Source organism: Haloarcula salinisoli, from assembly GCF_019599405.1.
Taxonomy (GTDB): domain Archaea; phylum Halobacteriota; class Halobacteria; order Halobacteriales; family Haloarculaceae; genus Haloarcula; species Haloarcula salinisoli.
On record NZ_RKLQ01000003.1, the window covers coordinates 1 to 22,509 of the forward strand.

Sequence of the window (22,509 nt, forward strand, 5' to 3'; positions counted from 1 at the left end):
GGCTGCCACTGGTGTACCGGTTGTTCGAGAGAGCACGTGCCGGGTAGCCACGCAGCACGGGGTAAGAGCTGAACGCATCTAAGCTCGAAACCCACTTGGAAAAGAGACACCGCCGAGAGTCCGCGTAAAAGACGCGGTCGATAGACTTGGGGTGTACGCGCCGAGGTAACGAGGCGTTTAGCCCACGAGCACTAACAACTCAAAGCCATCATTCATACGCACTGTGACTCGATTCACCGACGAACCGCTCGTCACTGAACGAGTCCAGGCGCAAACTGGATCGCACGTACAATACATCTGCCAACTGAGAGCGGTATACCATCACGGTTCGACTCCGTGACTCAGCGTTAGGCGGCCATAGCGGTGAGGTTGCCTCCCGTACCCATCCCGAACACGGAAGATAAGCTCACCAGCGTTTCGGCGAGTACTGGAGTGCGCGAGCCTCTGGGAAATCCGATTCGCCGCCACCATTCATTAGCCACCGAGGAGAGTCATCTCTCCCCGGTGGCTTTTCGTATTTATATGGTACATCTAACTACGCCGTTGCGAAGAGAGACATCTGTATGACGCGCGAGGTCAAGCTCAACGAGCTCACCGAGTTACTCGAATCGGCATCTTACCCGCTCTCGGTCGAGAGGGCACAGTCGGAGTTCAGCGACGTACGCCTGCAGTACGCGGACGGCGTCGAACCCCTCGACGAGGTGCTGGGCCGTCTGGAAGACGACCAGTTCGACTCCGCCGAAGAGGCACAGTCGTCGATTTTCAACACGGTCCCCGTCGAGGGTGTGGGCGAACCCGGTCAGTCCGAGGGAGAGGGCTAGCGGAATTCGCTACCCTTAAGCGAGCGACTCATTTACGAACAAGTGCGCCAAGGTGGCAGAGTCCGGCCTAACGCAGCGGCCTGCAGAGCCGCCCATCGCCGGTTCAAATCCGGCCCTTGGCTTTTCTGTGACGAACGGACGTGAGGAGCGAAAGCCACGCCGATTTGAATCATGAGAGACGAACGGAGTGAGTCTCTCTCCGGTTCAAATCCGGCCCTTGGCTTTTCTGTGACGAACAAAGTCCTGAGCGACGGCTACCGAACGGCCGCGATTTGAAGCAGGGAGGTGCCTCTCTCCGACTGGGGTTCAAAACTGACCCTAGTAGTGCAAACAGAGCCAACACAGTGACTCCGGGAACCCGTTCGCCTACTCTCCCGGCAAATAACCAGGAACCGGTTCACGCGATGCAACCAACTCTCAGAGGACAGTATCATATATGTTTGGAGTTCGTTAATTTTTTTTAAATCAGGCAGTAATATAGAAGGTGCACCGCCTCAAAATAGGTGATAGATTATGTTGAAAATAGGGGAAAACGGGTGTCCACCGGTGTGTTCCGAGTGTGAGGGTAATTTACGGGAATCGAATGCAGAAATCGTGTGTTCTGACTGTGGCCTTGTGGTCGGCTCCACCGAGTTGGATATGTCTCCGAAACGGAGCAACTCGGATACGGAATCGTCGGATCGTCGAACAGGCGCGCCGATGACGGACGCGCGCCACGACAGGGGTCTCTCGACGAAAATCGGGTATGGCACGGGCATCGAGGTGTCCGGTTCCAAACAGCGACAGTTCGCCCGGCTTCGCCGCCAGCACAACCGTGCGCGTTTCCCGTCGAAGCGCGAGCGGAACAAAGTGTACGCGTACACGGATATCAGACAGTCGACATCGGCCCTCGAGCTCCCGGACTCGGTTCGTGACCAGGCCTGTGCGCTGTTCGATTCCGCGCAGTCTGCCGACCTGTTGTACGGACGCTCCATCGAGGGGTTCGCCGCTGCGGTAGTGTACGCTGTCTGCCGAATGCAGTCGCTCGCTCGCACCAGGTCCGAGGTGGTGTCGGCTTCCTCCGCGACGATAGACGAACTCAACGCTGCATACGACGCGATGAACAGGGAACTCGGGTTACCGGTCGGTCCGATAGACCCCAGAGAGTATCTGGCGCGGTACGCGTCCTCCCTGGATCTGGGCATCGCCGTCGAAAACAGCGCTCAGGAGAAAGTCGGCGCGCTCAGGGACGCCCATCTCATCGGTGGGAAAAACCCCCGCGGCGTCGCCGCAGCGTGTCTCTATCAGGCCGCCCAGGATGTGAGCGTCGGTGTCACACAGGAGGCGCTGACTGAGGTCGCAGATATCTCCCGTCTGACTATCCGGTCGACGCTTTCGGACCTCGAGTCGCTCGGCGCGGACGATTGATATCGCCGTGCCGATGGCGTCATGCCCCATCGGATAGCGGCGGCGTTGGCAAACGCCGGGACGGTATCATGTTCGGGTTGAAAAGCAATGACGACACAATCTAGTTGTGATAGCTATTGCCGGCGCAAAAGGTGGGTGTGGGAAGACCACGACGACACTCGGTCTCGCGCGGGCGTTCGACAGGGACGGCCGCCCGTCGTTCGTCATCGACGGCGACCAGCAACTCCCGAACGTCCACGTCGCGGCCGGGGTCGACCGCGACCCGACCGTTGCCGCTCTGCAAGACGGTGACGATACCTCCGAGGTCGCCCAGCCACTCCCGGACGCGGCCAGGGCGGGCGTACTGACGGCGCCGCAGGACCCGGACCTGGTGGACCTGGCGTCGTTGCTCGACCGGGTTCCGACCGGAGTCGAATCGTTCGTCGACTGTCCGGCGGGAGCGGGGCCGGACGCTGCCGAGCCGATATCGGCAGCGGACGTGGTCGTCATCGTGACGACCGGGACCGAACGGAGTCTCACGTCGGCCGCAAAGACGGCCGATATGGCCCGCGAGCTCGACACGCCGGTGGCGGGCGCGGTGGTAAACAAGTGCGATGAGGTCCCCCTCGCGTTCCAATCGACGTTCGACGTTCCGTTGCTGGGGCGGGTGCCACCGTGTCAGTCGCCACAGCAGGACCATCGTGCTCGGGCTGCCTACGATCATATCGCTGCCGAATTGCTCTCCAGGCTCGAGGCACCGCCAGCGCCGCCGGAGTTCCAGCAGATACGGCTCCCGCTTGGTCTCGAAACCGTCGACAGGGAGCTGGGCGGCGGCATCCCGGCGGGGTCCGTGGTCGCCTTCAGTGCGGACCCGGGTGCGCCCTCGGAGCTGTTGTTACACGCGACCACGCGCGCCAGAGGGACGCTCTATCTCACGGTCGACCAGTCCTGTGAGGAGATCCGGGCCGCCCTGTCGGACTCGGTCGTCCAGACTGGCGACCCGACGATTCGGAAACTCGAGGGGCCGTCGATGCTCGCGGACGCGAAAGCGCTGCTCCGTCGGCTTCCGAGCCAGGTCAACGTCATCGTCGACACGATGGACCGCCTGGAGCAACACGACCAGGAAGCCTACCGTGATTTCCTGGGCACGCTGTCGGATGCAGTGGCGACCACGGACAGTATCGCGTTGTTGCACACGCTGGATCGCAGCCCGACGCCGAGAAACCGTGTGACGACCGAACGCTTCGCCGACCTCGTCCTACGTGTCGACAGGGAGCAGTCCGGGAGCGCGACCAGCTATCGGTTCTCGGTGCCAAAGACCGAGGCGGACGAGATGATAACCCCGTCGGACGGTATCGACCTGACCGATACCTTCTCCGGACGGCGGTCCGCTCTCAACGACGACTGATACTGCCTGCTGTCCGTTCGTCCCGATAGCCATTGCTGTCAGTTGTGAACAGTCGACCGTATGCCGTTTTGCCGGGCCCGTGACACTGGACGCCGTCGCTTCGGTGCTATGCTATGGTGAGAAAGCGACGTGGGAACACTGTGCCCGTATCGCTCAGCAGAACGTATCGGGGGTCTGGTCCGGGCCGAACAGCCGCTTCTCCTCGTCGACGCGGAACTTCAACATGTCGACAGACTGTGTTCCGTTGTAGATGCCCTGTGTGCTGTCGCCACAGGTGTACTGGGGCGTCCCGCTGGACGAGAGGACGACCGAGCTACGCGGTGAGAGTCGGTCGCCGAGTTCACGCTGTGCGGCCTCGGTCCCGATGAAGACGTTGACCGTCTCGGCGCGGTAGTCGTCGGTCGTGAGCTTCGACCGGAAGTGGTCCCAGTCGGCGCCGTTCTCAGCCAGCGCGATGAGGAAGGTGTAGCCGTCGTAGTTGACTCGCAACATCGGGGCCGTCCCGGCGCTGTCCGCTTCGATGACGGTGACGTTCGTATAGCCCAGGACCACCTCCTGTGCGTACGAGACGTCTCTGGTCCCGGATATATTCTGGTCGGTGACCTCGTACGAGCCGCCGGATTGGTGCAGCGACGCCAGGTTGGTGTTACTGGTCTGCTTCGCGGAGTAGTCGATGTTGCCCTCGACCCGCTTGTCGAAACTGCTGGATCCCTGGAAGTACGGGTCGGACCCACCCGGCCGGGCCTGTACGAACAGCGTCTTGTCTCTGGACGTGTGACGTATCTCGCTCTCGATGGCGACGACGTGGCCGTCCCCGCTCGGGTACACCTCTACTTCGAGCTGGTTGTCGTCACAGCCCGTCCTGATGTCGTCCTCATACTTGACCGCGGGGCACTCGGCGCCATCGTAGGACCCCTGTCGCATCGAAATCGCGGCAGCCATGGCAACCTCGCGCGAAATAGTGACGGTCATCCCTGTATTCTCCTCTGGGTTGACTGCATCGGGAATCTTCGTTTTCTGCTTGAGGTTCATAAATTTCGAGAGTCTCAGGCCATCGTACTCAGCATCAAGCTGCTCTCGGAACCTACCACGGGATCGCTTCAGATCTTCGCCTTTTTTGTCGAACCGTCTGAGCCCTCTGGTATTTCCATCAGCCAAGTAGTAATCACGTTTGTAACGCTTGTTTGCCTCGAGTTTGATATCGAAGTCTTTCACCTGCCTTTTGAGGGCTTTAACCGCGGGGCTATTCCTTGCGTTCTTGGAGGCGATGCCCCATCTGGCCCGGTCCACAGCCCGTCCGGCCCCGACCGCGGGCGCCTTCTTTATGTTATCCATTGGTGTGATCAGGCGGTCCCTGATCTTATCTTCAAAGGTTCCGAACCCATCTGGGTATTTCTGCTCTAGCTTTTTGCGATCTCTATTGCCCTTCGCGAATCTGGCGGGCTGCAACAACCCGGCAGCCATCTCGCCGTACACGCCCGCGTCCGCACAGTTCGCGTTCGCTCTGCTCGGCTCTCTCGGCATTGACCCGACTTCGGGCCACGTCGGCGTGCAGTCGAGGAAGGGATTCAGGTCCACGCCGATGTAGTCACCGATACCCTTGCTTCCTTGCCTTAGTACACCCCCACCGACCGTCACCAGCGGGAGCCCCATCTCCCAGTCGAACGCGATGGGCTCGACGCGGCCGACGTTGCGCCTGACGCCGTTGAACGACAGCGAGACGGGCTGGGCCTGGCGGACGTACGAGGTGTTGGCGACGTGGTTCTCCGGGGCGTTCGGTTGGACCATGAAGCGGGCGTACTGTCCGTTCATATTGTAGGTCCCCGCGTTTAGCGACAGGACCCAAAACGGTGGAGCCGGGACGATGAAAGGGTACCCGGGATTAGGCAGGGGGTATACCTTTCGCATCGCCAGCCCGGTGTAATGGACGCCCTCGGTGTCTTCCCGTATCTCGTCTTTCGCCGTCGCGCCGTCGACCGAACCCGGCGGATTCGGGACGTGACTGAGCCAGGTGGGGTCGGCGTCCACCTGATAGTTCGAGTTGCTGTTGGACGAACCATTGATAATGTTGCCGGTCCCGCCGTCTATGCTGAACGGATTCGAGGCGTTATCTTTGGCACTCTTGTAGCCTTCGTGCATCGTGTCCGGCGTGTTCGGCCCGTTCTTGGTCTGCAGCACCGAATTGATCTTTTTGATTCGTTTTTGGGTGCGATTTTGTGTTTTGTTGATATACCAGTTTACCGTCTCGACCCATCGCTTCCGCAGTTCGGCGAGGCTCTTGGTCGCCGGCGTCCGGTACTGTCCGGACCGTCCGTACTGTCCGTTGACCCTCGTGCCGTTGTAGACGAGCGCATCGGCTTCTGTGTCGTTTATCTTTAGTTCCTCGAACGTGTCATGGCTTTGATTGAGAAGCTCGGTGACAGTGGTGTTGTCTGTCGTGGCGTTGTATGCAGCTTTCCGGGTCTCGTTGAGCTCATCGATGAGCCAGTCCTGGAACGGAGTCCGCCTGTTCGTCGGTGGGCTGTGTGCCTGCGTCGACACCGAGGTGCTGATGACGTTGGTAACCTCGGTCTCGAACTCCCCGGCGGAGGTGACGTTGGTGTCCATGTTGTTCTCGAGAGACGATTCGATCTGGCCCGAGTTCGTGTTCTGCTGGTTCGAGTTGCCGCTGTAGCAGAAGAGAACGGACGAATACGAGGCGTTCCGGTACGTCGGGTACCTGTGTGTGGTGTAACTGGTTGGCGGACAGTTCGGGTACTTGACGCCGGGCTCGTCGACGGTGGTGTTGAGACTGACGGTGGAATTCATCCTGGTCGTCGCGCTGAAGTTCACGTTTTTGACCCAGACCCCGGCCTTGCTGTCCTCGCGTATCGTCACCGGGAGGGTGATATCGTACGACCTGGTTCCGGACGTCGTGTTGCTGGTGACGCTGACGTTGCCGGCGGTCACGACCGTCAGGTTCGACGACTGGTTTAGCTGTCCCTGTGACAGTCGGGCGTTGTCCAGGCCCGACCCGACGGTGTACGTGTCGTTGATGACGTCTCTAACCTCGTCGTCGAGGCTCTGGTTACCCCAGAGCGCGTTGTTGGGCGAATCGATATCGATACCGAACTGGTTTGACGTGTTGTTCTGGGCCCGCCTCTGACGCACCCGGTTTCGCTGGCCTTGGACGCTGCTGCCGTACGTGCCCGGCCTACCTAACGTCTGTCCGGTCACGTTCTGGAACGCGATCCGGCCCACGCTGTCGCGGGAGAACTTGAAGGATTTGTCCCCTTGGGCCGTTTCGGCCCGGGAATCGAACTCGCTTTTGGTGAGCATATTGCCCGACTGGTTCGAAGTGGCCCAGTCCCTACTTCGGTTCACCATCTGTTCCTGGAAGTCCTTCGAGATGGAACTTCCCGTGGGGAACCCACTGTTTGTCTCTGCCTTTGATTTCAGTTGCGTACAGAGAGCTTCCGGTGCGAAAACGTCGACGGGGGAGGCCGCTGAACTGAAACGGGAGGCATAGAAGAGGCCCAGACAGCCCCCAGCAATGTCTGGTGCGTTCGTATTGGGGGTGGTTCCGTACACGTTCCGCATACTGTCGTATATTAACAAATTGGCGTACTCACGCATCTCCAGGTCGGTGATCAGCTTCTCGAAGAATCGCTCCTCCCACCTTGACGGAGCCAAGAATCGCTCGGGGATGTGCTTCGCGTAGATAACTCCCGACAGCGTCGCCCACATCTTGCTTTTTGTCTCGGAAAACGAGGCCTGGAACTCCTTCGTCTTCTCGTGCATATTGAAGACGGCCGACTCGGTGGTGGTGTTCATATCTATCGTCCCGCTGGAGACCTGTTCACCGTCCTCGTAGACGGTAATCGACCGTTTACTGACATTCAAGAAGATGTATTCGACGGCCGTGTCTGAGCCCTTTTCGTGGCGCGTCATCTCGACTCTGTCTATGGCGTCGTTCAGGCTCGATTCGTTGTAGCGGGCTGGTGGCAATCCGATGTCGATGGTGACGTTCGCGCCCCGGAGCCGGGACTGCTGGCGCTCAACACGCTGGATACGTTTCTGCAGATTGAGGTAATACCGGAGTTTCACGTACCGCTCGAACGTAGCGCTGTTACCCAGTGCCCGACCGGCGGCGTTGCCGGCCGGGTCCGTGACCGGTTTCTCGCCCGCCTTCTCAAGGGACTCCCTGGCGGCCTCTTTCATCGCCGCTTTGACGGCGCCTTTGGTCTCCGTGACCGCCTGGCTGGGTTCCCGGACCGTCTCTGGCTCTGACTCCTGTTGGAGCCAGTAGATGACTGTTGCACTGGAGAGCAACAGTAGTGCGGCGATTACTGCGAACGGTACGCGAGCACGGCGGTCATCTGCGAGTGCGATAGTGTTCTGTCGTTTCATAGTTACCACGTCGTGACGACGATATCCACTTTCCCAGTCGAGATACTGCTCCGAATCGCCGATTCGTCGGTTCCGTAGATGTCCCGGACGAATATCTTCTGCTTGAACACATCGGTGAGTATCGTGTTTAGCTCCCCTGTATCGGGTGAATCACTGGTGCTTAGCCGCGCGTATACTCTGTATGCCAGACCCGGAGAGGTGCCGGCACCGGTGAGGAGTATAAGTCGCATGTACAGGTCTTCCCGGTATGTCTGGCTTGGTTTACCGCGGTCGAACTCGTACTTCGATTCGGCCGAGGGGAAATACCCCTCGACGATTGCCGCGCCGATAGACTCCGAGAGTCCGCCGGTGTACGTGCGGTTCCTGACTTCCTCGGCCGTGGCCATGCCGCTTGGCATCACCAGCGTCGCGGTGCTGACATCCGCGTTTCTGGGCGGCTTCTCGCCTATGCCGACGGAGCCGGAGATGTACGGTCTGGCGCCGTCGGGCCGCGCGTACGGCTGCCAGTTCGCTTGTATCTGGTAGTTATCGGTGCCCTGCCGGAGCGTCTCGTCTATTTTCGCTTGTATCTTCTCGTCGTAGTTCGTCCGGACGAGCTGGAGTGAGCTGTCGCCGACTCTCAGTTTCGACTCGTCGACGGGGTTGTAATGCTGGTCGAGAAGGTCCTCCGCGACCGCGCCGGTCGGGTTACACTTGATGCTGTTTGTCTGGGACCGATTGAGTTTCCGCATGTGTTCTCGGGCTGGTTTCCCGTCACTGTTCAGGTACTGCTGTTGCAGCCGGTCAGAACTGTTCACCTTGCTCTTTTTGAGTACGGGGACCCTCCCCGAGAAGTTGTAGAACTCGTCTTTGAGCCCGGTGAACCTGTAAATCCGGTGCTCTTCTTCGAGTCGGTAGTCGCTGGTGTAGTAGCTGTCCGGGTACCGGCGGTCGTTCGCGGTTTGCCCCGGATTGGAACTCCTGGCGAACCGGTCGTCTTCCTTGACCGCCCCCTGATAATCCTTCACGACGGTGATACACGGCGGCAGGTAGCTCAGCCGCTGTTGGTTCGGGTTCGCCCTGATAGTCGCGTTCAGCAGGGCTGCGCGCTTCAGGTGGTAGGCCAGCGTCCCCGTCTCGGTGAACCTGTACACGTTCGGGCGCTTGTTGCCCAGTGAGACCCTGACAGTGTAGTTGATCTCGACGGTCGTCGTCGAAAGGAGGGTGGCTATCTCGTCGGGCTCTTCGGTGTCCGGGGGCTGTTCCGGCGATGAGTTCTGATAGAGAAAAATCATCGTGATGCCGGCGCTCAACACCAGCATCGCGATGATGACGTCGATGGACGTACTGACCGCTCGGTTCTGGGGTCGCATTAGGTCAGGGCCACCACGTCGCTGTCGCGCTCGAACGAGCTCCCGCGGACTCGTTCGCTACTCGCCTCCCGGTCCTGATTTCGACGCGTCCTCGAAACGGTTTATCACTCTCAGACCGCTGTGTGATGGACCGACGCCATTCGTCGCGTCGACGTTGGCCGAGCTTCGGCATACTATAATTGCTACACCATATCACTTAAACTAAAACACGGTAGTACTGAACGATGTCGGGTCCGGTCGCACTCGCGCCCGTCAGACGGATACCATCGTGGGATTCGTCTGACCGGTGTGGGCGATACCACTCCACGAGTCCGTCTCACGCCACGCCGACGTGGAGTCGGGCCCCTTTCACCTCCTGTGGCCCGTACCGGACGCTGATGGGGCGACTGCTGGTGTTGGCGTGGTCCGGAATCGGCGTCTCGCTGTAGCTCGCTGCCGTTCCGTCGGATTCGAACTTGACGTGTTCTTCCAGCTGTTGTTCCCCGGTGTTGTTCGTGTACGTGATGGCCACGTACGTGGTCCGGCCCTGCGGGAGGGTCTCAGTCGAGATGGCGTTTTCGAGCCCGACGCTCCTGTCGTACGCACCGGCGTTGGCTATCTCGTCCCAGATGCGTTGCAGCGCTGGTTCGCTGACGTCCCGGTCGGCAGACATATCGCTGGTGATGGCGCTGGAGTACCCCATGTACAGCGCGAGCGCAAGCGAGAACATCGCCACCGAGATGAGGACCACGACCGGCGAGGAGGTCCCGCGCGTGTCAGATTCAGAAACCGACGATAATAGTCCGCTCACCGTCTATCACCACCGTTGTCACTCTGAGTGTCCCACTGGCCTCGCTCCACTGCTCGTTGCCTTCCGCATCCGCGGTCGCTGCATCCGTCCTGTCGAGAAACGCCTGCTTGTCGTCGAAGACGTCCTGCCACTGCTCGCCGGCCAGCACTTTCCCGAGTTTCTCGTAGTGGGTGTCCCCGACGGTGACGGGCACCATCGTCCCGAAGGCGATCGATTCGTGGTTCTCCCCGCCCTCGTTTCTGAGCCCGAACCGCTTGGCACCCGCCCGGACCTCCTTGGCGTTGTGTTCGTGCTCCAGATGGGTCCCCCCGCCGCGCCCGGCCGCGTCGTCTATCGTGTTCGCGGCCGCGTCCGCGTCCGGCGGTGGTATCGACTGCATCGAGAGCACTGCCCCCAGCAGCGTGAACGTAATCATCGCCAGGCCGGCGTACATCACCCATCGGTCGGCGAAGGCCTCCATGCTTTGATTCGCGCCCGATAGTATTTAAACGAAAGAACTGGGGGGCCAGCCTGCTGGCGCCGCTCTCTCAGCTCGACGTCCACTCGCGGTTCCGCTGGAGAATCCACCCGAGTTCGGCGAACTGCTCGGTCGCCGGATTCTCCGGGGCGTACTCGGTTATCAGTCGGTCGCGTTCCTGTGACTCGGCGATGGCGGTCTGTTCCGGAATCGCGACGGCCGACGCGTTGAACCGGTCCTGAACCTCCTCGAGTGACGACTGTACGGCGTCTCCCTCTGAGTGGACCTTGTTGAGGGCCACGGCGGCGATGGGCGTGTCCAGGTCCAGCGCCAGCTCCTTGGTCTTGGCAGCGTCGGCCAGCGCGGTCGGCTCCGGCGTCGTGACGAGCACCGTGGCGTCGGCCAGCTCGAGTATCGTCCCGACGTCGCGGGCCAGCCCAGCGGGGCTATCGATGAGTACGTTTCCGTGTCGCCGTTCGAGCGTCTCGACGACCGATTCGAGCTTCGAGAGGTCAGACGCGCGGGCCCCCTCTAGGGACCGGCCACACGGGAGGACTGTGAGCGAGTTGAACTCTACCAGCGCTTCGGACGGGTCGGCGCGACCGGCGAGCACGTCGTGGAGGTCCGGACCCGTCGTCTGGGGCAGGTCTGCGTTCGTCAGGTCGCCGTCTACGACCACCGCGTTCAATTCGACACCCAGATTCATCGACACTGTCGTCTTACCGACCCCGCCTTTGCCTCCCGACACTGCCAGTCTCATCTTAGTTGTCCACCGAGCTGATTCCCCGTGGCGGCGCCCAGTCCGTGAGCGAGTCCACCGGGTTGTCCCCCGCCGCTTCGGAGTCGACCCGCTTCAGGTCGGTGACCGTCAGTGCGGGCGATTTCGGCGCCGCGGGGCTCGCAAAGCCCAGACCGAGCGTATCCCCGGGCCTGATAGTCGCTTCCCACACTCCATCGCGCCACTCGGGAACGACCGTCCCATCGCGCTTTGGCGGCCACGTCGGCCCGTCCAGCGTGCTCTCCAGGCGAGCCCTGTGGATGGTCGTGCGGGTGTTCGTGACGGCTCCTCGCACGAACGTGACACCGTTTTCCCGACGACAATCCGTTTCGACTTGCATCATGCAGAAGAAAACGCTTTTAATTCAATAAAACTCTTCGGTGACGGAAGGCGTCTCCGTGCTGCTAGCGGTACCCGCGTTCAGGTTTAAACCATATCGCGGGACCACTGTGGTTATGCTGGACAGCAACTCGGAGTATTCGCTTGGCTCTCTGGCAGCCAGGGCTGGATTCGACGGGTACTTTGATTCGGACAGTGCCGACTCGGCGGAGACCAGTCCCATCGAGACCAGATGGGACGAGCGGCAACTGACTATCGTCACCGACGGAACCAGCTGGGACCTCGCAGACGACGCGGCCGACCGTCGAACCGTCGTCGAGGCACTTCAGGACAGGACTGCGACCCAGCTCACGGTCGAGTCGGACAGTCTCGAATACGTCTACGACGACCGCACGCTCGACCTGTTCGCCGCGGCCGCACAGTACCACGACCTGGCCAGCAACCGCGACGGCCAGCTGGCCGAGGAGGTCGTGACCGACCCGCTCACGGTCGGCACGAAGCTCAGAGAGCGGTCCGGCCCCATCGTCGAGGTCGGCCAGGAGTCCGGGCTGCTGGCGGCCACCGACGGTATCGACAGCTACGAATCGCTCGTCGACCCGATGGTGGGACTGACAATCGCTGGCTATCACGTCAAAAATACGCTCCCGACGGGCGCACAGCTTCGGACCACCCGGACACTCGATACCCAGAGCAAGGTACGTATCTACGACCGCCCGGACAACATCCCGCTGTACTACATCGACCTGGTCGACCTGAATCTCTCCGGCGACAAGCGGCGGCTCCTCGTCGACGCGTACGAGGCCATCGCCCACGGAGAGGTGTCGGGCGACAAGGCCGCCTCGGAGGCCATCGAGTACGTCACCGAGGACACAGACGACCCGCTGCTTGCGTCAATACTGCGGAAGTACACCACCGGATACGGCATTCTCGAGGAGTTCTTCTCGGACCCGGAGATAACCGACGTGTTCGCGACCGCCCCCATCGACATCAATCCGCTCCGGGTGACCGTCGACGGGGAGTCGATGGAGACGAACATCCACTACTCGCCGACCGGGGTTGGCTCTCTCGGGTCGCGGATTCGCCGGACGAGCGGCCGCGCCTTCTCGCGGGCCGCGCCGACCGTCGACGCGACGGCGGACCTGAACAACGGTGTCGGGCTCCGCGTGGCCGGCGTCACCGACCCCGTCTCGGAGGGTGTCGCCTTTGCGTTCCGAGAGAAATCCGACGACAAGTTCACGCTGCCGGCGCTGATAAAGAACGGGACGATGTCCGCCCAGTCTGCCGCGTTCCTCTCGATCGCCATGGACCGCAACGCTGCGGCGCTCATCGCCGGGACCCGTGGCGCCGGGAAGACGACACTCCTGGGCACGCTGCTGTACGAACTTCGCCCCGAGACGCGCACCGTCATCATCGAGGACACGCCGGAACTCCCGGTCAGGCCCTTACAGGAGGTCGGTCGCGACATCCAGGCGCTCCGGACCGGCGACGAGGGCGGGCTCGAACTGTCGCCTGCGGACGCACTCCATACGGCCCTGCGACTCGGTGACGGCGCGCTGGTCGTCGGCGAAATCCGCGGCGAGGAGGCCCAGGTCCTCTACGAGGCGATGCGTGTCGGTGCGAACGCCAACGCCGTGCTGGGGACCATCCACGGTAACGGCGCCGAGGACGTCTACGAGCGGGTCGTCTCCGACCTCGACGTCCCGCCCTCGTCGTTCGGCGCGACGGACCTCGTCGTGACGATGCAGTCCTACGAGACGCCCGACGGTCGCAAGCGGCGGCTCTCGGCCATCGAAGGCGTCATCTCCGACGGTGAGGGCAACATCTCTTTCGAGTCACTGTACACCTACGACGGGCAGCGAGCCTCCCCGACCGGGCGGGTCCAGCGCGGTGAGAGCCGCTTTCTCGACGCCATCACGGCGCCAACGGAGAGCTACGCCGACCTCCTGACGGCGGTCGACGAACGCAGCGACCACCTCAAGACGCTCGCGATGGACGGCCGCACCAGTCCCGAGGAAGTCGCCAGAGCGTACGTCCAACATCGGTGAGTCAGATGGCAGGCACACTCAGAGACGCGCTCCCGATATTCGCGAAGCTCTACCCATGGGAGGTCGATACCAGCGACGCGCTCGCCGACGCGCTCTCGTATCTCTACTGGGACGAGTCCCCGGAGACCATCGTCAAGGCGGGCTATGGCGCCGGATTCGTCGCGTTTCTCCTCACGACACCGCTGTTGCTGATATCGCTGCCGCTGCCGGCCATCTTCGCCGTCATGCTGGCCCTGACCGCGGCGACGATTCACGCCGTCCACTCGCTACCGTCGATACTGGCCGCCGTCCAGCGAACGGAGGACCTCGGGCAGGCGCCGAATCTCATCGGTCGAATCGTCCTGCGGATGAAGATACAGCCGTCGATCGAGAGCGCGGTCCGGTTTGCGGCCGACACCGGCGAACAGCCGCTGTACGACCATCTGAACGAACACATCGAGCGGTCGATTGGCTCGCCCCGGAGCGGACTGCTGACCTTCGCCGAGGAGTGGGGCGACGAGTTCCCGTCGCTGCAGCGCTCGGCCCACCTGCTCAACACGGCACAGGACGCCAGTCCCGAGAAACGCGAAGAGACACTCGACAGGGCCCTCTCCGCGATGCTTAGGGGTACGCAAGACCAGATGGCCGAATTTATCGAGACGATTCGTCGCCCGACGACCGCCCTCTACGCGTTCGGTATCATGCTTCCCCTGGCCCTCGTCGCCCTGATGCCTGCGGTCTCCGTCGCCGGTATCTCTGTCGGAATCGAGGCGTTCGCCGTCGTCTATCTTATTTTGCTTCCAAGCCTCATCGTCGCCGCCAGCGTCTGGCTGCTCACCCGGCGACCGGTCGCGTTCCCGCCGCCGGACGTCTCGCGAGGCCATCCCGACGTCGAGCGCCCCTGGTACGTCGCCTTCGGTCTCGCGCTGCTGGTCGCCGGCCCTGCAGCCGCTGTCACGGTCTTGCTTAACGTCTCGTACATCGGTCACATCGCCGCCGTCGGCATGGCTCTCGGGCTCGTCCTCTACCTGCACTACGAGCCGGTAGTCGAGGTCCAGGAGTGGATACACGACGTCGAGAACCACCTCGTGGACGCGCTCTATACGGTCGGCCGACAGGTCGACGACAGCGAGGCGGTCGAAGCCGCTATCGCCACCGCCGGTGACCGACTGACCGGCCAGACCGGCGAGATGTTCGAGCGGGCCGCCGGCCGCCAGGAACGGCTCCACCTCACGGTCAAGCAGGCGTTCCTCGGACGCTACGGTGTCCTCGATGAGATTCCGAGTCCGCGGGCGCGGGCGACCGCGGCGCTGCTCGCTATCGCGGCCGAAGAGGGACAGCCCGCGGGCGAGACCATCGTCTCGATGTCGGACCACATCGAGGAACTCCAGACGGTCGAACAGAACGCAAAGCGGGAGCTGTCACAGGTAACCGCGACACTGCAGAACACGGCGATGATATTCGGCCCCGTCGTCGCCGGCGCGACTGTCGCCCTCGCCGACGCGATGTCGAGCAAGGGCGTCACGTTCGGTAACCTCTCGACGCAGGCGACCTCGCTCTCTATCGGACCGCTCGCCGTCGTCGTCGGCATCTACGTGCTCCTGCTCAGTGTCCTGCTTCAGCCCCTCTCTATCGGGCTTCGGCACGGACTCGACGGCCCGCTAATCGGGTTCGAGACCGGCAAATCGATGCTCGTCGCCACCCCGCTGTACGTCATTACGGTGTTTTCCGTCGGCGTGCTCGTCTAGCGCTATCGGGCCCTGTCCTCGCGGTATCTCGATTCGGTGAGGCTCCCCGCTCCGCTCACGACGCGGCGGCTGTCATTTTTTCAGCCACTCGGGCATCTCGTTGTCGAAACTGAGCAGGTTCCCGAACGTTCCGTCGTCGTCTGCCTCGTCCTCGTCGCTCTGAGCGTCGCTCTGAGCGTTGCCCTGGGCGTCGCTCTGAGCGTTGCTCGCGGGCGAGCCCGAGCCATAGGTTTCGTTCATCCGCTGTTGCTGGGGCGGGAGCCGTTCGGCCGACTGACTGTTCTCGTGGCGGTCGTGGTCGTTGGCTGCCGGGTCGATCGGCTCCGCACCGTTCGAGGGCTCCGTGGTCGTCGGCCTCCCGGCGGCCGGCTGGTCACTGTCGCCATCGCCGTTCTCTGTGGGCGTCCCGAAGACGAACTCACTGGGCGTCTCCGACTCCTGTGTCCGCTTTTGGGCCAGCTGTTGCTGGTCTTGCTCCAGGCGCTCGACCCGCTCTGTGAGCGCTTCGAACGCCTCGACGCTCACCTGTCGTTCGAACGTCTCTATCTTCTTTTCCAGTCTGTCGACGGCCGCAATCGCGGCGTCGGCCCGGTCCTCGGTCTCCTGGTTGACCGACCTGACGTTTCCGACGTACCCCTCCAGTGACTCCGTCGCCCCCTCGACCGCTACCAGCCGACTTTCGAGCGCTTCTAGCTGCTCGCTCATCTCGGCAACATCCTCGATAAGCTGTGTAATCTCGCTGATCTCTTCGAACTCCACGTCTCCGTTGGTGACGGTGTTCTCGACTGCGGCCACGCGTTGTTCGAGCTGCTCGATGGTAGTCATGTTAACATTGGTCCGCCGTTCACATTTAAACATAAACCAGCGAACCGCGCTTCACTGCCCACTCATCAATACGGATTTATATCTGGGAAATAAATGGCCAGTTCGAACGTGACTCGGTCACAGCACCCATCTTGTCTGCGGGCAGTCCTATGATGCGCCACGTCGTGGCGGTGTTGATGACCATCGCCCTGGTCTCGGTGTCGCTGCCGGTAATAGACGACGTCGCCGCCGACCGGAGCCAGCAGACCCTCGAAACGGAACTCTCGCAGATTCGGAACTCGGCAGAGTCACTCAGCCACGAAGAGGAGAACGCGAGAGCCAACACGAGTAATCCGCGACGAATCGTGGAACTGGACTTTCCCGATGCGTCTTTCACAACGAAGCCGGTAGAGACTGCCCGGATAACCCCGAACCACGACGCCGGTACAACCAGGATAACGTACGCGGTGGTCGGCCGCACCACCAGTCAGATGACTGTCGACGCCGTCGTCGCCGGTCCAGACAACGGGACCGTCGAACTCGGTGGCGACGAGAAACGGCGGTTCGTCCTCGAGCTCACGCACGATTCGGCAAACAACCGTGTCGTCGAGCTCCGTCGATACAACTGAGCGGTCGAGCCGGCCCGTGGTCGGTACAGCGTCGCTCCGGGCCACGCGGGTCGTACGGTCGAAAAGTAATCATTAAACCGCGCCGCGACTGACCGTCTGGATATGCAACGACGAGCCGCGGCGGCGTACTTCCTGTTCTTCCTCGCCGTCAGTGTCGCAGCCTACGCGTACATTGGCGTCGCGGAGAGTCAGCGGCCGGCGGTGGAGCTGGAGGGGCCGGAGCTGACGAACGACAGCACCTTCACCAGTGGAGGCCAGACCTACACCGTCTCGAACGTCCAGATGTCAGGGGGCGGCGGTGGCCACGGTGGCGGCGGGTCGATGGCCGCAGAGCTCTCGTGGACGAACAACTCCTCGCAGTACACTGGGACGATAGAGGCCGGGTCGACGGTCACGCAGGACAACACGACCTACGACGTCAGTATCGACAACGCCACGGGCGCGCTGACACTCACCGCCCAGCAGAACGTGACCCAGCTGCTCCAGGACGACAGCGCGGTGTACGATTCGCTGGCGACCCGTGACGGTACCGACTACGTCGTCTATCGGGCGAACAACTCCACGCAGCCGGTCGCGGAGTGGCTGCCGGACCCGGAGACCGTGACGTACACGACCGGTGACCAGTACCCCTACCAGGCCGAGGGCGGCACCCAGACGACCACCATCACCAACGTGACCAACAGCAGCGCGACGGTCGAGTGGATCGCGCCGCGACAGAACACCGTCGAACTCAGCGAGGGCGGCAACGTCACGCTCGCCGACGGCCAGTACTTCGCGCACTTCCCCGACCACAGCACTGTCCAGGTCGTCAGTACGGACCAGTACTCACAGTACCAGGAGACCCTGGCCGCACAGAGCTACTTCCACGAGCGCAAGAACGGCCTCTGGGGTATCTCGATACTCAGCGGCATCGCGTCGGTACTGATGCTCGGGATGGCGTACCTCCCGAACCGCGGCTGATACGGGCTGGTGCGGTCGGCGCCGACCCGCGGTCGGTGCTATCCGTAACTCCACCGAGAAACTCCGCTTTCTACTCGTCGTTCTACGACGGACCCCCGCTCTCTACTCGTCGGTCCAGCTGATATAGGCGAGCACGGCCCCGAGGACGGCCATCAGCAGCGAGCCGAAAATCTGCACGGCTGCGCCGCCCATGGTCGCCTGTGTCGTCCACGGCGCGCCGATGATGGTCCCCGCCGCAGCGAGCACGAGGAAGACGCCAGCGGCGACACCCAGCGGTTTCAGCGGGTCGTCGAGTCCGTCCGTGAGTACGTTCATGTTCCACCGCTGGTCGGTGAGGATGGTAAATCATCCGGTCTGTGTCGTTCGCGAGGGTCGATAGGTGAGCGGAGCGAGCCTATCGTGAGTTGAACCGGAGGAAGACATGCTCGCTCACGTTCGTTCACTGTGCGTGCCTCCCAGGGTTCAACGCCCTCCATAGCTGCTCCGCTCCTCACGTCCGTTCGTCGCAGGAGCGGGCCGGGAGGGAGTTGAACCACGGAAAGACGATGGTCTCGCTACGCTCGACCCTGCGACTTTCCTGATTCAACTCCTTCCTGCCCGGTTCATTCACCGATTCGCGATGCTCATCGGTTCATTGCACGGGCCGGGAGGGAGTTGAACCCCCGACCATCTGGTTAAAAGCCAGACGCTCTGCCTAACTGAGCTACCGGCCCTCGATAGCAGGTGGGGGAACAGGCGGCTAAGTACTTACGGTCCGTCGCCGAGCGTCGATTCCAGTGACTCGGTGACGACCGAACTCGGGTCGGTCGCGTCGAGGGCGGCGCGCCGTCGGAGTTTGCAGTAGGCGTCGACGTCGATGTCGATGGTGAGCTTGCCGAGCTGGTACCCCTCGGTCGCGAGCGCATCCTCGATGGTCGCGCCGTCGTTGACGCCGCTGGCGACGGCGCGTATCTGTCGCACTGTCAGGTCGTGGTCCAGCGCGGCCCAGGCAAGCAGGAGACGGGCTTCTCCGGCCAGGCGGGCGATGTGTTTCGCGGCGGTGGGGGCGATCTCTCCTTTGGCGACGTGGACGCGAATCGAGCGCGGGAGGTCGTGGACACGGGACCACTTTCGGATAAAGGAGACGGTGGCGTCGCCGCCGGCTCGCTGTGCTGCGGCCTTGTAAGAGCCCTCGCCGCGGACGAGCGCGGCACACGCCGCGGCGCCCCGAAGCATGTAGACGTTGTCGTCCGCGCCGGCGGTGTTCTCGGAGAAGCGCCGCACAGTTTGGGCGGCGAGTTCGAGGCTCTCGGGGTCGTCGGGGTCGAACTCGACGGCCTCCTCGGCGTGTTGCCCGGTGAAGGTCGGGTCGCCGCGGATGACCGGTTTCCCGACCGGCGACTCCCGGTCGGTCGACGGTGCGTCGTCTGGCATCAGTACGGCGTTAGCGGTCCCAGCACAAAAGTATCCCGTCCGGGTGTGTGGCACCAGTGCTCGGGCGTCGAGGAGTGCATCTGAACCGTCGGGAAAACTGTGCTAGTCGTCCGATGCGCTCTCGCGCTCCTCGGACATGTGTTCCCAGATTTCGGTGCAGCCACAGCCGTCCTCGACGTTGTCGAGGTGGTCGGTGGTTGGTTCGTCTACTTCGGCGTCGGGTTCGTCGTGTGTCTGGTTTGCGTTCGTCATCGTTTCTGTTGGAGCGACGACGGCGTCGTCGCGTGTCGCTACTCCCTCGTAACAGCCCACTTACCTTAAGCCCGCACCCTCCTGTAAGAACAACCCACACTGCGGCTTACCGGCAACGCGTGCAGCTACCTTGTACGGCCGCTGACAAATCGGGCGTCGTGGTGGCTAGTCACACACACCGCAAGACAGCGGCTGGATAGTTCCGGCACCGGCGAAAGTTGACAGCGCCGATGCCCTCAGGTGTCACGGAAATCTAATGAGATGTAATGACGACCGACGTTCACCAGTTAGACGACGGCGCGTGGATATCCGTCAACGACTCCCGGGAGGTGAACGTCTCGGACCTGTGGCTCCTCGCGCAGACGGACTTCTGCGGGTGTGAACTGACCGATTTCCTCGCCGAGGGGTTCGTGAAAGTCGGCGTCGATTACCCGAATATCGAGGCTCGTATCGCCGGTCAGTGTATCGCCTGTGGCGAGAGCGGCGTCACGGACTGGCTGACCGTCGGGCGCGTCGTCGACCCCGATTCGGGGGAATTCTACGGCGTCGTCCACGAGAGCGTCCACTTCCCGGGCAAACACGCCGCCGATGGGGATTCGGAATAGGTGGCAATATTTTCCCGTTTCGGGTAGTGGGGGACACGGTTGACGAGAAGGCGTGTCGTATAAGGTTGGCTCTCTAGGGACCAGACAGAACTATCCATGCCCAGCAAAGTCGAAGGATGGAAAGACGAGGTCTACGGCAACGAGATTCGCGAGCACCTCATGGAGTTCGCGGAGGAGGGATGGGAGGCCATCCCGGAAGACGAACACGACGCGTGGTTCGAGCGCTTCAAGTGGTGGGGACTGTACCACCAGCGCTCGGGCCAGGAATCCTACTTCATGATGCGTATCGGGACACCGAACGGCGTCATCAAGCCTGGCCAGCTCGAGGTCATCGGCGAAATCGCCCGTGACTACGCCCGCGGTCCCGCCGACAACCCCGAGTTCGGCCCGGCCGTCTGTGACTGGACGACACGCCAGTCCATCCAGCTCCACTGGATCAAGCTGGAGGACATCCCGGACATCTTCGAGAAGCTCGAATCTGTCGGTCTTTCTACCCAGCAGGCCTGCGGTGACTCCTGGCGCAACATCGTCGGCTGCCCGGTCGCCGGCAAGGACAAACACGAACACGTCGACGCCTGGCCCGTCGCCGAGGAGCTCCACGAGACGTTCAAGGGCAACGACGACTACTCGAACCTCCCGCGCAAGTGGAAAGTCGCTATCACCGGCTGTGACGAGGGCTGTGGTCAGGGCGACATCAACGACCTCGCCTTCGAGCCCGCCGAGAAGAACGGCGAAGTCGGCTTCAACGTTCGCGTCGGCGGCGGCCTCTCCCGGAAGGAAGCCCGCCTCGCTCGTGACATCGACGTCTGGGTCCCGGCCGACCAGGCTGCCGACGTCGCCCACGGGATGTCCGCGCTGTTCCGCGAGTACGGCGACCGCGAGGACCGCTTCAACGCCCGCATCAAGTTCCTCATGGACGAGTGGGGTCCCGAGAAGATGCGCCAGGTCCTCCAGGACGAGTTCGTCGACTTCGAACTCGAGACCGCCGGCGAGGACATGCGCGAGAAGTACACCTACAACTCCGGCGGGCAGACGGGTCACAACGACCACGTCGGCATCAACGAACAGCCCGACGGCAACTACTACGTCGGCCTGAACGTCCTCGTGGGCCGGATGGGCGCCGAGGACACGCTGGAACTGGCCGAACTCGCCGACGAGTACGGCTCCGGCGAGGTCCGACTCACCCAGCGCCAGAACGTCATCATCATGGACGTCCCCGAGGACGAACTCGAGGAGCTGAAGAACGAGCCGTTGCTCGACGATTACTCCCCGAACCCCTCGCCGTTCATGCGTGGCTCTATCGCCTGTACCGGCACGGAGTACTGCTCGCTCTCTATCGTCGAGACGAAGAACCGCCAGGTTCGCTACGCCCGCTGGCTCAAGGACAACGTCGAGCTCCCCGCCGACCACGAGGACTTCCACATCCACCTCTCGGGCTGTACCGCCTCCTGTGCCCAGCCCCAGATCGCCGACGTCTCCCTGCGCGGCATGAAGACGCGCAAAGACGGCGAGCCCGTCGAGGCACTCGACATCGGCCTGGGCGGCGGTCTCGGCGAGGACCCGCGCTTCGCGGACTGGGTCGAGATGCGCGTCCCCGCCGACGAGGTGCCCGGTGCAATCAAGAACCTCGTCAACAGCTTCAAAGAACTGCGCGAGGACGGCGAGACGTTCCGTGACTTCGTCGAAGCGCGCGACGAGGAGACGCTGGCCGACCTCGTGGAGCCCGAGGAGACCGACTACGACGACCCGTATATGCACAACACGAAGATGACGTGGTACCCCTACGCGGAAGACGACGAGATGAGCGCCTCGCCCGCGCCAACGGACGGTCAGGGGAACTCGCTCGAAGCCGACGACTGAGGACCCATCGCTCGACGCGGTTTTTCCACGCGTTCGCTCGGCACGCGAGCAGCAAGCTTAATCAGCGCCAGTAATCTACTCTCGACTGGCAGCGGGAGGCCGGCCCCCGTGGCGCGAGCCATGAGGAAAGTCCCCCCACCCGTCGGACAGGTGACCGGGCACAAGCCCGGGGCGGGAGACCGTCGGCTATGGAACAGCAACGACACGTCGTCCGGGGACCGATGAGGTGTGCGAATCCCGAGCGGCAAGCCAGGGAGAGTTAACCCACCGAGGGCTAACGTGGTGTGCTGACGCCCACCGCGATATAACGTGGTCCGCCTTCGGCGGTCCACGCTCCCCGGACGGACCGATGGAACGGCGAATCCTCACCGGTGCAAGACCGCGTCGACAGGTAGTCCGACACCGCGTGTAAGCGCTGGACGCGGTCGCTCAGCCGAATGCCGGCCCGAACAGAAGGGGGCTTACTCCCCGCAGCCACAATCTACACGTGCGCC

The 22,509-nt window shown here is 62.5% G+C and carries 19 protein-coding genes, 2 tRNA genes, 2 rRNA genes, 1 other RNA gene and 1 pseudogene; 13 read left to right on the forward strand and 12 right to left on the reverse strand.

The window, feature by feature from the left end:
• The 6 genes from EGD98_RS16145 to EGD98_RS16170 form a co-directional block, all read left to right on the forward strand.
• Window positions 1–215 (forward strand): 23S ribosomal RNA (locus EGD98_RS16145); the annotation flags it as partial.
• Window positions 216–347: 132 nt separating this feature from the next.
• Window positions 348–470: ribosomal RNA gene (rrf, locus tag EGD98_RS16150) — 5S ribosomal RNA — on the forward strand.
• A 93-nt stretch (window positions 471–563) separates the two neighbouring features.
• Window positions 564–821, forward strand: coding sequence for a DUF5789 family protein (locus EGD98_RS16155; RefSeq protein ID WP_220589441.1), 258 nt, complete (start codon window positions 564–566; stop codon window positions 819–821).
• A 46-nt stretch (window positions 822–867) separates the two neighbouring features.
• Window positions 868–943, forward strand: a tRNA-Cys gene (locus EGD98_RS16160).
• Window positions 944–1,520: 577 nt separating this feature from the next.
• Complete coding sequence (locus EGD98_RS16165) at window positions 1,521–2,228, forward strand: transcription initiation factor IIB (protein ID WP_413229591.1); 708 nt, start codon at window positions 1,521–1,523, stop codon at window positions 2,226–2,228.
• 106 nt (window positions 2,229–2,334) lie between these two features.
• On the forward strand, window positions 2,335–3,615 hold the full coding sequence (locus EGD98_RS16170; protein ID WP_220589443.1) for a DUF7125 family protein: 1,281 nt from the start codon (window positions 2,335–2,337) through the stop codon (window positions 3,613–3,615).
• A gap of 153 nt (window positions 3,616–3,768) precedes the next feature.
• Here EGD98_RS16170 and EGD98_RS16175 read toward each other — a convergent pair whose 3' ends face one another.
• The 7 genes and pseudogenes from EGD98_RS16175 to EGD98_RS16205 form a co-directional block, all read right to left on the reverse strand.
• Complete coding sequence (locus EGD98_RS16175) at window positions 3,769–7,395, reverse strand: DUF7286 family protein (protein ID WP_220589444.1); 3,627 nt, start codon at window positions 7,393–7,395, stop codon at window positions 3,769–3,771.
• A gap of 24 nt (window positions 7,396–7,419) precedes the next feature.
• A pseudogene (locus tag EGD98_RS21315) lies at window positions 7,420–8,004 on the reverse strand (DUF7286 family protein); the annotation flags it as partial.
• A gap of 2 nt (window positions 8,005–8,006) precedes the next feature.
• Window positions 8,007–9,356: a DUF7284 family protein gene (locus tag EGD98_RS16185; RefSeq protein WP_220589446.1), complete on the reverse strand. Its 1,350-nt coding sequence runs from the start codon at window positions 9,354–9,356 to the stop codon at window positions 8,007–8,009.
• Window positions 9,357–9,672: 316 nt separating this feature from the next.
• A complete protein-coding gene (locus EGD98_RS16190) occupies window positions 9,673–10,146 on the reverse strand; it encodes a DUF7285 family protein (RefSeq protein WP_220589447.1) in 474 nt (157 codons plus the stop codon).
• Window positions 10,118–10,606 carry a DUF7283 family protein gene (locus EGD98_RS16195; RefSeq protein WP_220589448.1) on the reverse strand — a complete coding sequence of 163 codons (489 nt, stop codon included), beginning with the start codon at window positions 10,604–10,606 and terminating at the stop codon, window positions 10,118–10,120. Before EGD98_RS16195 ends, EGD98_RS16190 begins: the two co-directional genes overlap by 29 nt.
• Window positions 10,607–10,673: 67 nt before the next feature.
• Window positions 10,674–11,363 (reverse strand): MinD/ParA family ATP-binding protein, encoded by a 690-nt coding sequence (locus tag EGD98_RS16200; protein ID WP_220589449.1) that lies wholly within the window; start codon window positions 11,361–11,363, stop codon window positions 10,674–10,676.
• A gap of 1 nt (window position 11,364) precedes the next feature.
• Complete coding sequence (locus EGD98_RS16205) at window positions 11,365–11,724, reverse strand: DUF7857 domain-containing protein (RefSeq protein WP_220589450.1); 360 nt, start codon at window positions 11,722–11,724, stop codon at window positions 11,365–11,367.
• A 112-nt stretch (window positions 11,725–11,836) separates the two neighbouring features.
• Here EGD98_RS16205 and EGD98_RS16210 point away from each other — a divergent pair, with 112 nt between their 5' ends.
• A complete protein-coding gene (locus EGD98_RS16210; protein ID WP_220589451.1) occupies window positions 11,837–13,765 on the forward strand; it encodes a type II/IV secretion system ATPase subunit in 1,929 nt (642 codons plus the stop codon).
• 5 nt (window positions 13,766–13,770) lie between these two features.
• Window positions 13,771–15,492 (forward strand): secretion system protein, encoded by a 1,722-nt coding sequence (locus EGD98_RS16215; protein ID WP_220589452.1) that lies wholly within the window; start codon window positions 13,771–13,773, stop codon window positions 15,490–15,492.
• Between the two features lie 72 nt (window positions 15,493–15,564).
• Here the strand turns inward: EGD98_RS16215 and EGD98_RS16220 are convergent, their stop codons facing one another.
• Window positions 15,565–16,317, reverse strand: coding sequence for a DUF7310 family coiled-coil domain-containing protein (locus EGD98_RS16220; RefSeq protein WP_220589453.1), 753 nt, complete (start codon window positions 16,315–16,317; stop codon window positions 15,565–15,567).
• A gap of 149 nt (window positions 16,318–16,466) precedes the next feature.
• On the opposite strand from EGD98_RS16220, the gene EGD98_RS16225 reads away from it, so the two are divergent.
• Window positions 16,467–16,925, forward strand: coding sequence for a DUF7311 family protein (locus EGD98_RS16225; RefSeq protein WP_220589454.1), 459 nt, complete (start codon window positions 16,467–16,469; stop codon window positions 16,923–16,925).
• A gap of 102 nt (window positions 16,926–17,027) precedes the next feature.
• The gene (locus EGD98_RS16230; RefSeq protein ID WP_220589455.1) at window positions 17,028–17,885 is read left to right on the forward strand and encodes a hypothetical protein; all 858 of its coding nucleotides are present in this window, start codon (window positions 17,028–17,030) and stop codon (window positions 17,883–17,885) included.
• 102 nt (window positions 17,886–17,987) lie between these two features.
• On the opposite strand, the gene EGD98_RS16235 is transcribed toward EGD98_RS16230, so the two are convergent.
• From EGD98_RS16235 to EGD98_RS16250, 4 genes are all read right to left on the reverse strand, one after another.
• Entirely contained in the window at window positions 17,988–18,200 is a 213-nt protein-coding gene (locus tag EGD98_RS16235; RefSeq protein ID WP_220589456.1) for a DUF8123 family protein, read from the reverse strand.
• A gap of 324 nt (window positions 18,201–18,524) precedes the next feature.
• Window positions 18,525–18,598, reverse strand: a tRNA-Lys gene (locus EGD98_RS16240).
• Window positions 18,599–18,632: 34 nt separating this feature from the next.
• Complete coding sequence (locus EGD98_RS16245) at window positions 18,633–19,298, reverse strand: DUF7119 family protein (protein WP_220589457.1); 666 nt, start codon at window positions 19,296–19,298, stop codon at window positions 18,633–18,635.
• A 102-nt stretch (window positions 19,299–19,400) separates the two neighbouring features.
• Window positions 19,401–19,550, reverse strand: a complete 150-nt coding sequence (locus tag EGD98_RS16250) for a hypothetical protein (RefSeq protein ID WP_220589458.1) — start codon at window positions 19,548–19,550, stop codon at window positions 19,401–19,403.
• Window positions 19,551–19,816: 266 nt separating this feature from the next.
• Here EGD98_RS16250 and EGD98_RS16255 point away from each other — a divergent pair, with 266 nt between their 5' ends.
• The 3 genes from EGD98_RS16255 (at window position 19,817) to rnpB (ending at window position 22,491) form a co-directional block, all read left to right on the forward strand.
• Window positions 19,817–20,155 (forward strand): DUF8134 family protein, encoded by a 339-nt coding sequence (locus EGD98_RS16255; RefSeq protein ID WP_220589459.1) that lies wholly within the window; start codon window positions 19,817–19,819, stop codon window positions 20,153–20,155.
• Window positions 20,156–20,251: 96 nt separating this feature from the next.
• Complete coding sequence (locus tag EGD98_RS16260) at window positions 20,252–22,015, forward strand: nitrite/sulfite reductase (RefSeq protein WP_220589460.1); 1,764 nt, start codon at window positions 20,252–20,254, stop codon at window positions 22,013–22,015.
• Window positions 22,016–22,102: 87 nt separating this feature from the next.
• Window positions 22,103–22,491, forward strand: an RNA gene (rnpB, locus tag EGD98_RS16265) — RNase P RNA component.
• The last annotated feature ends 18 nt before the right edge of the window (window positions 22,492–22,509 follow it).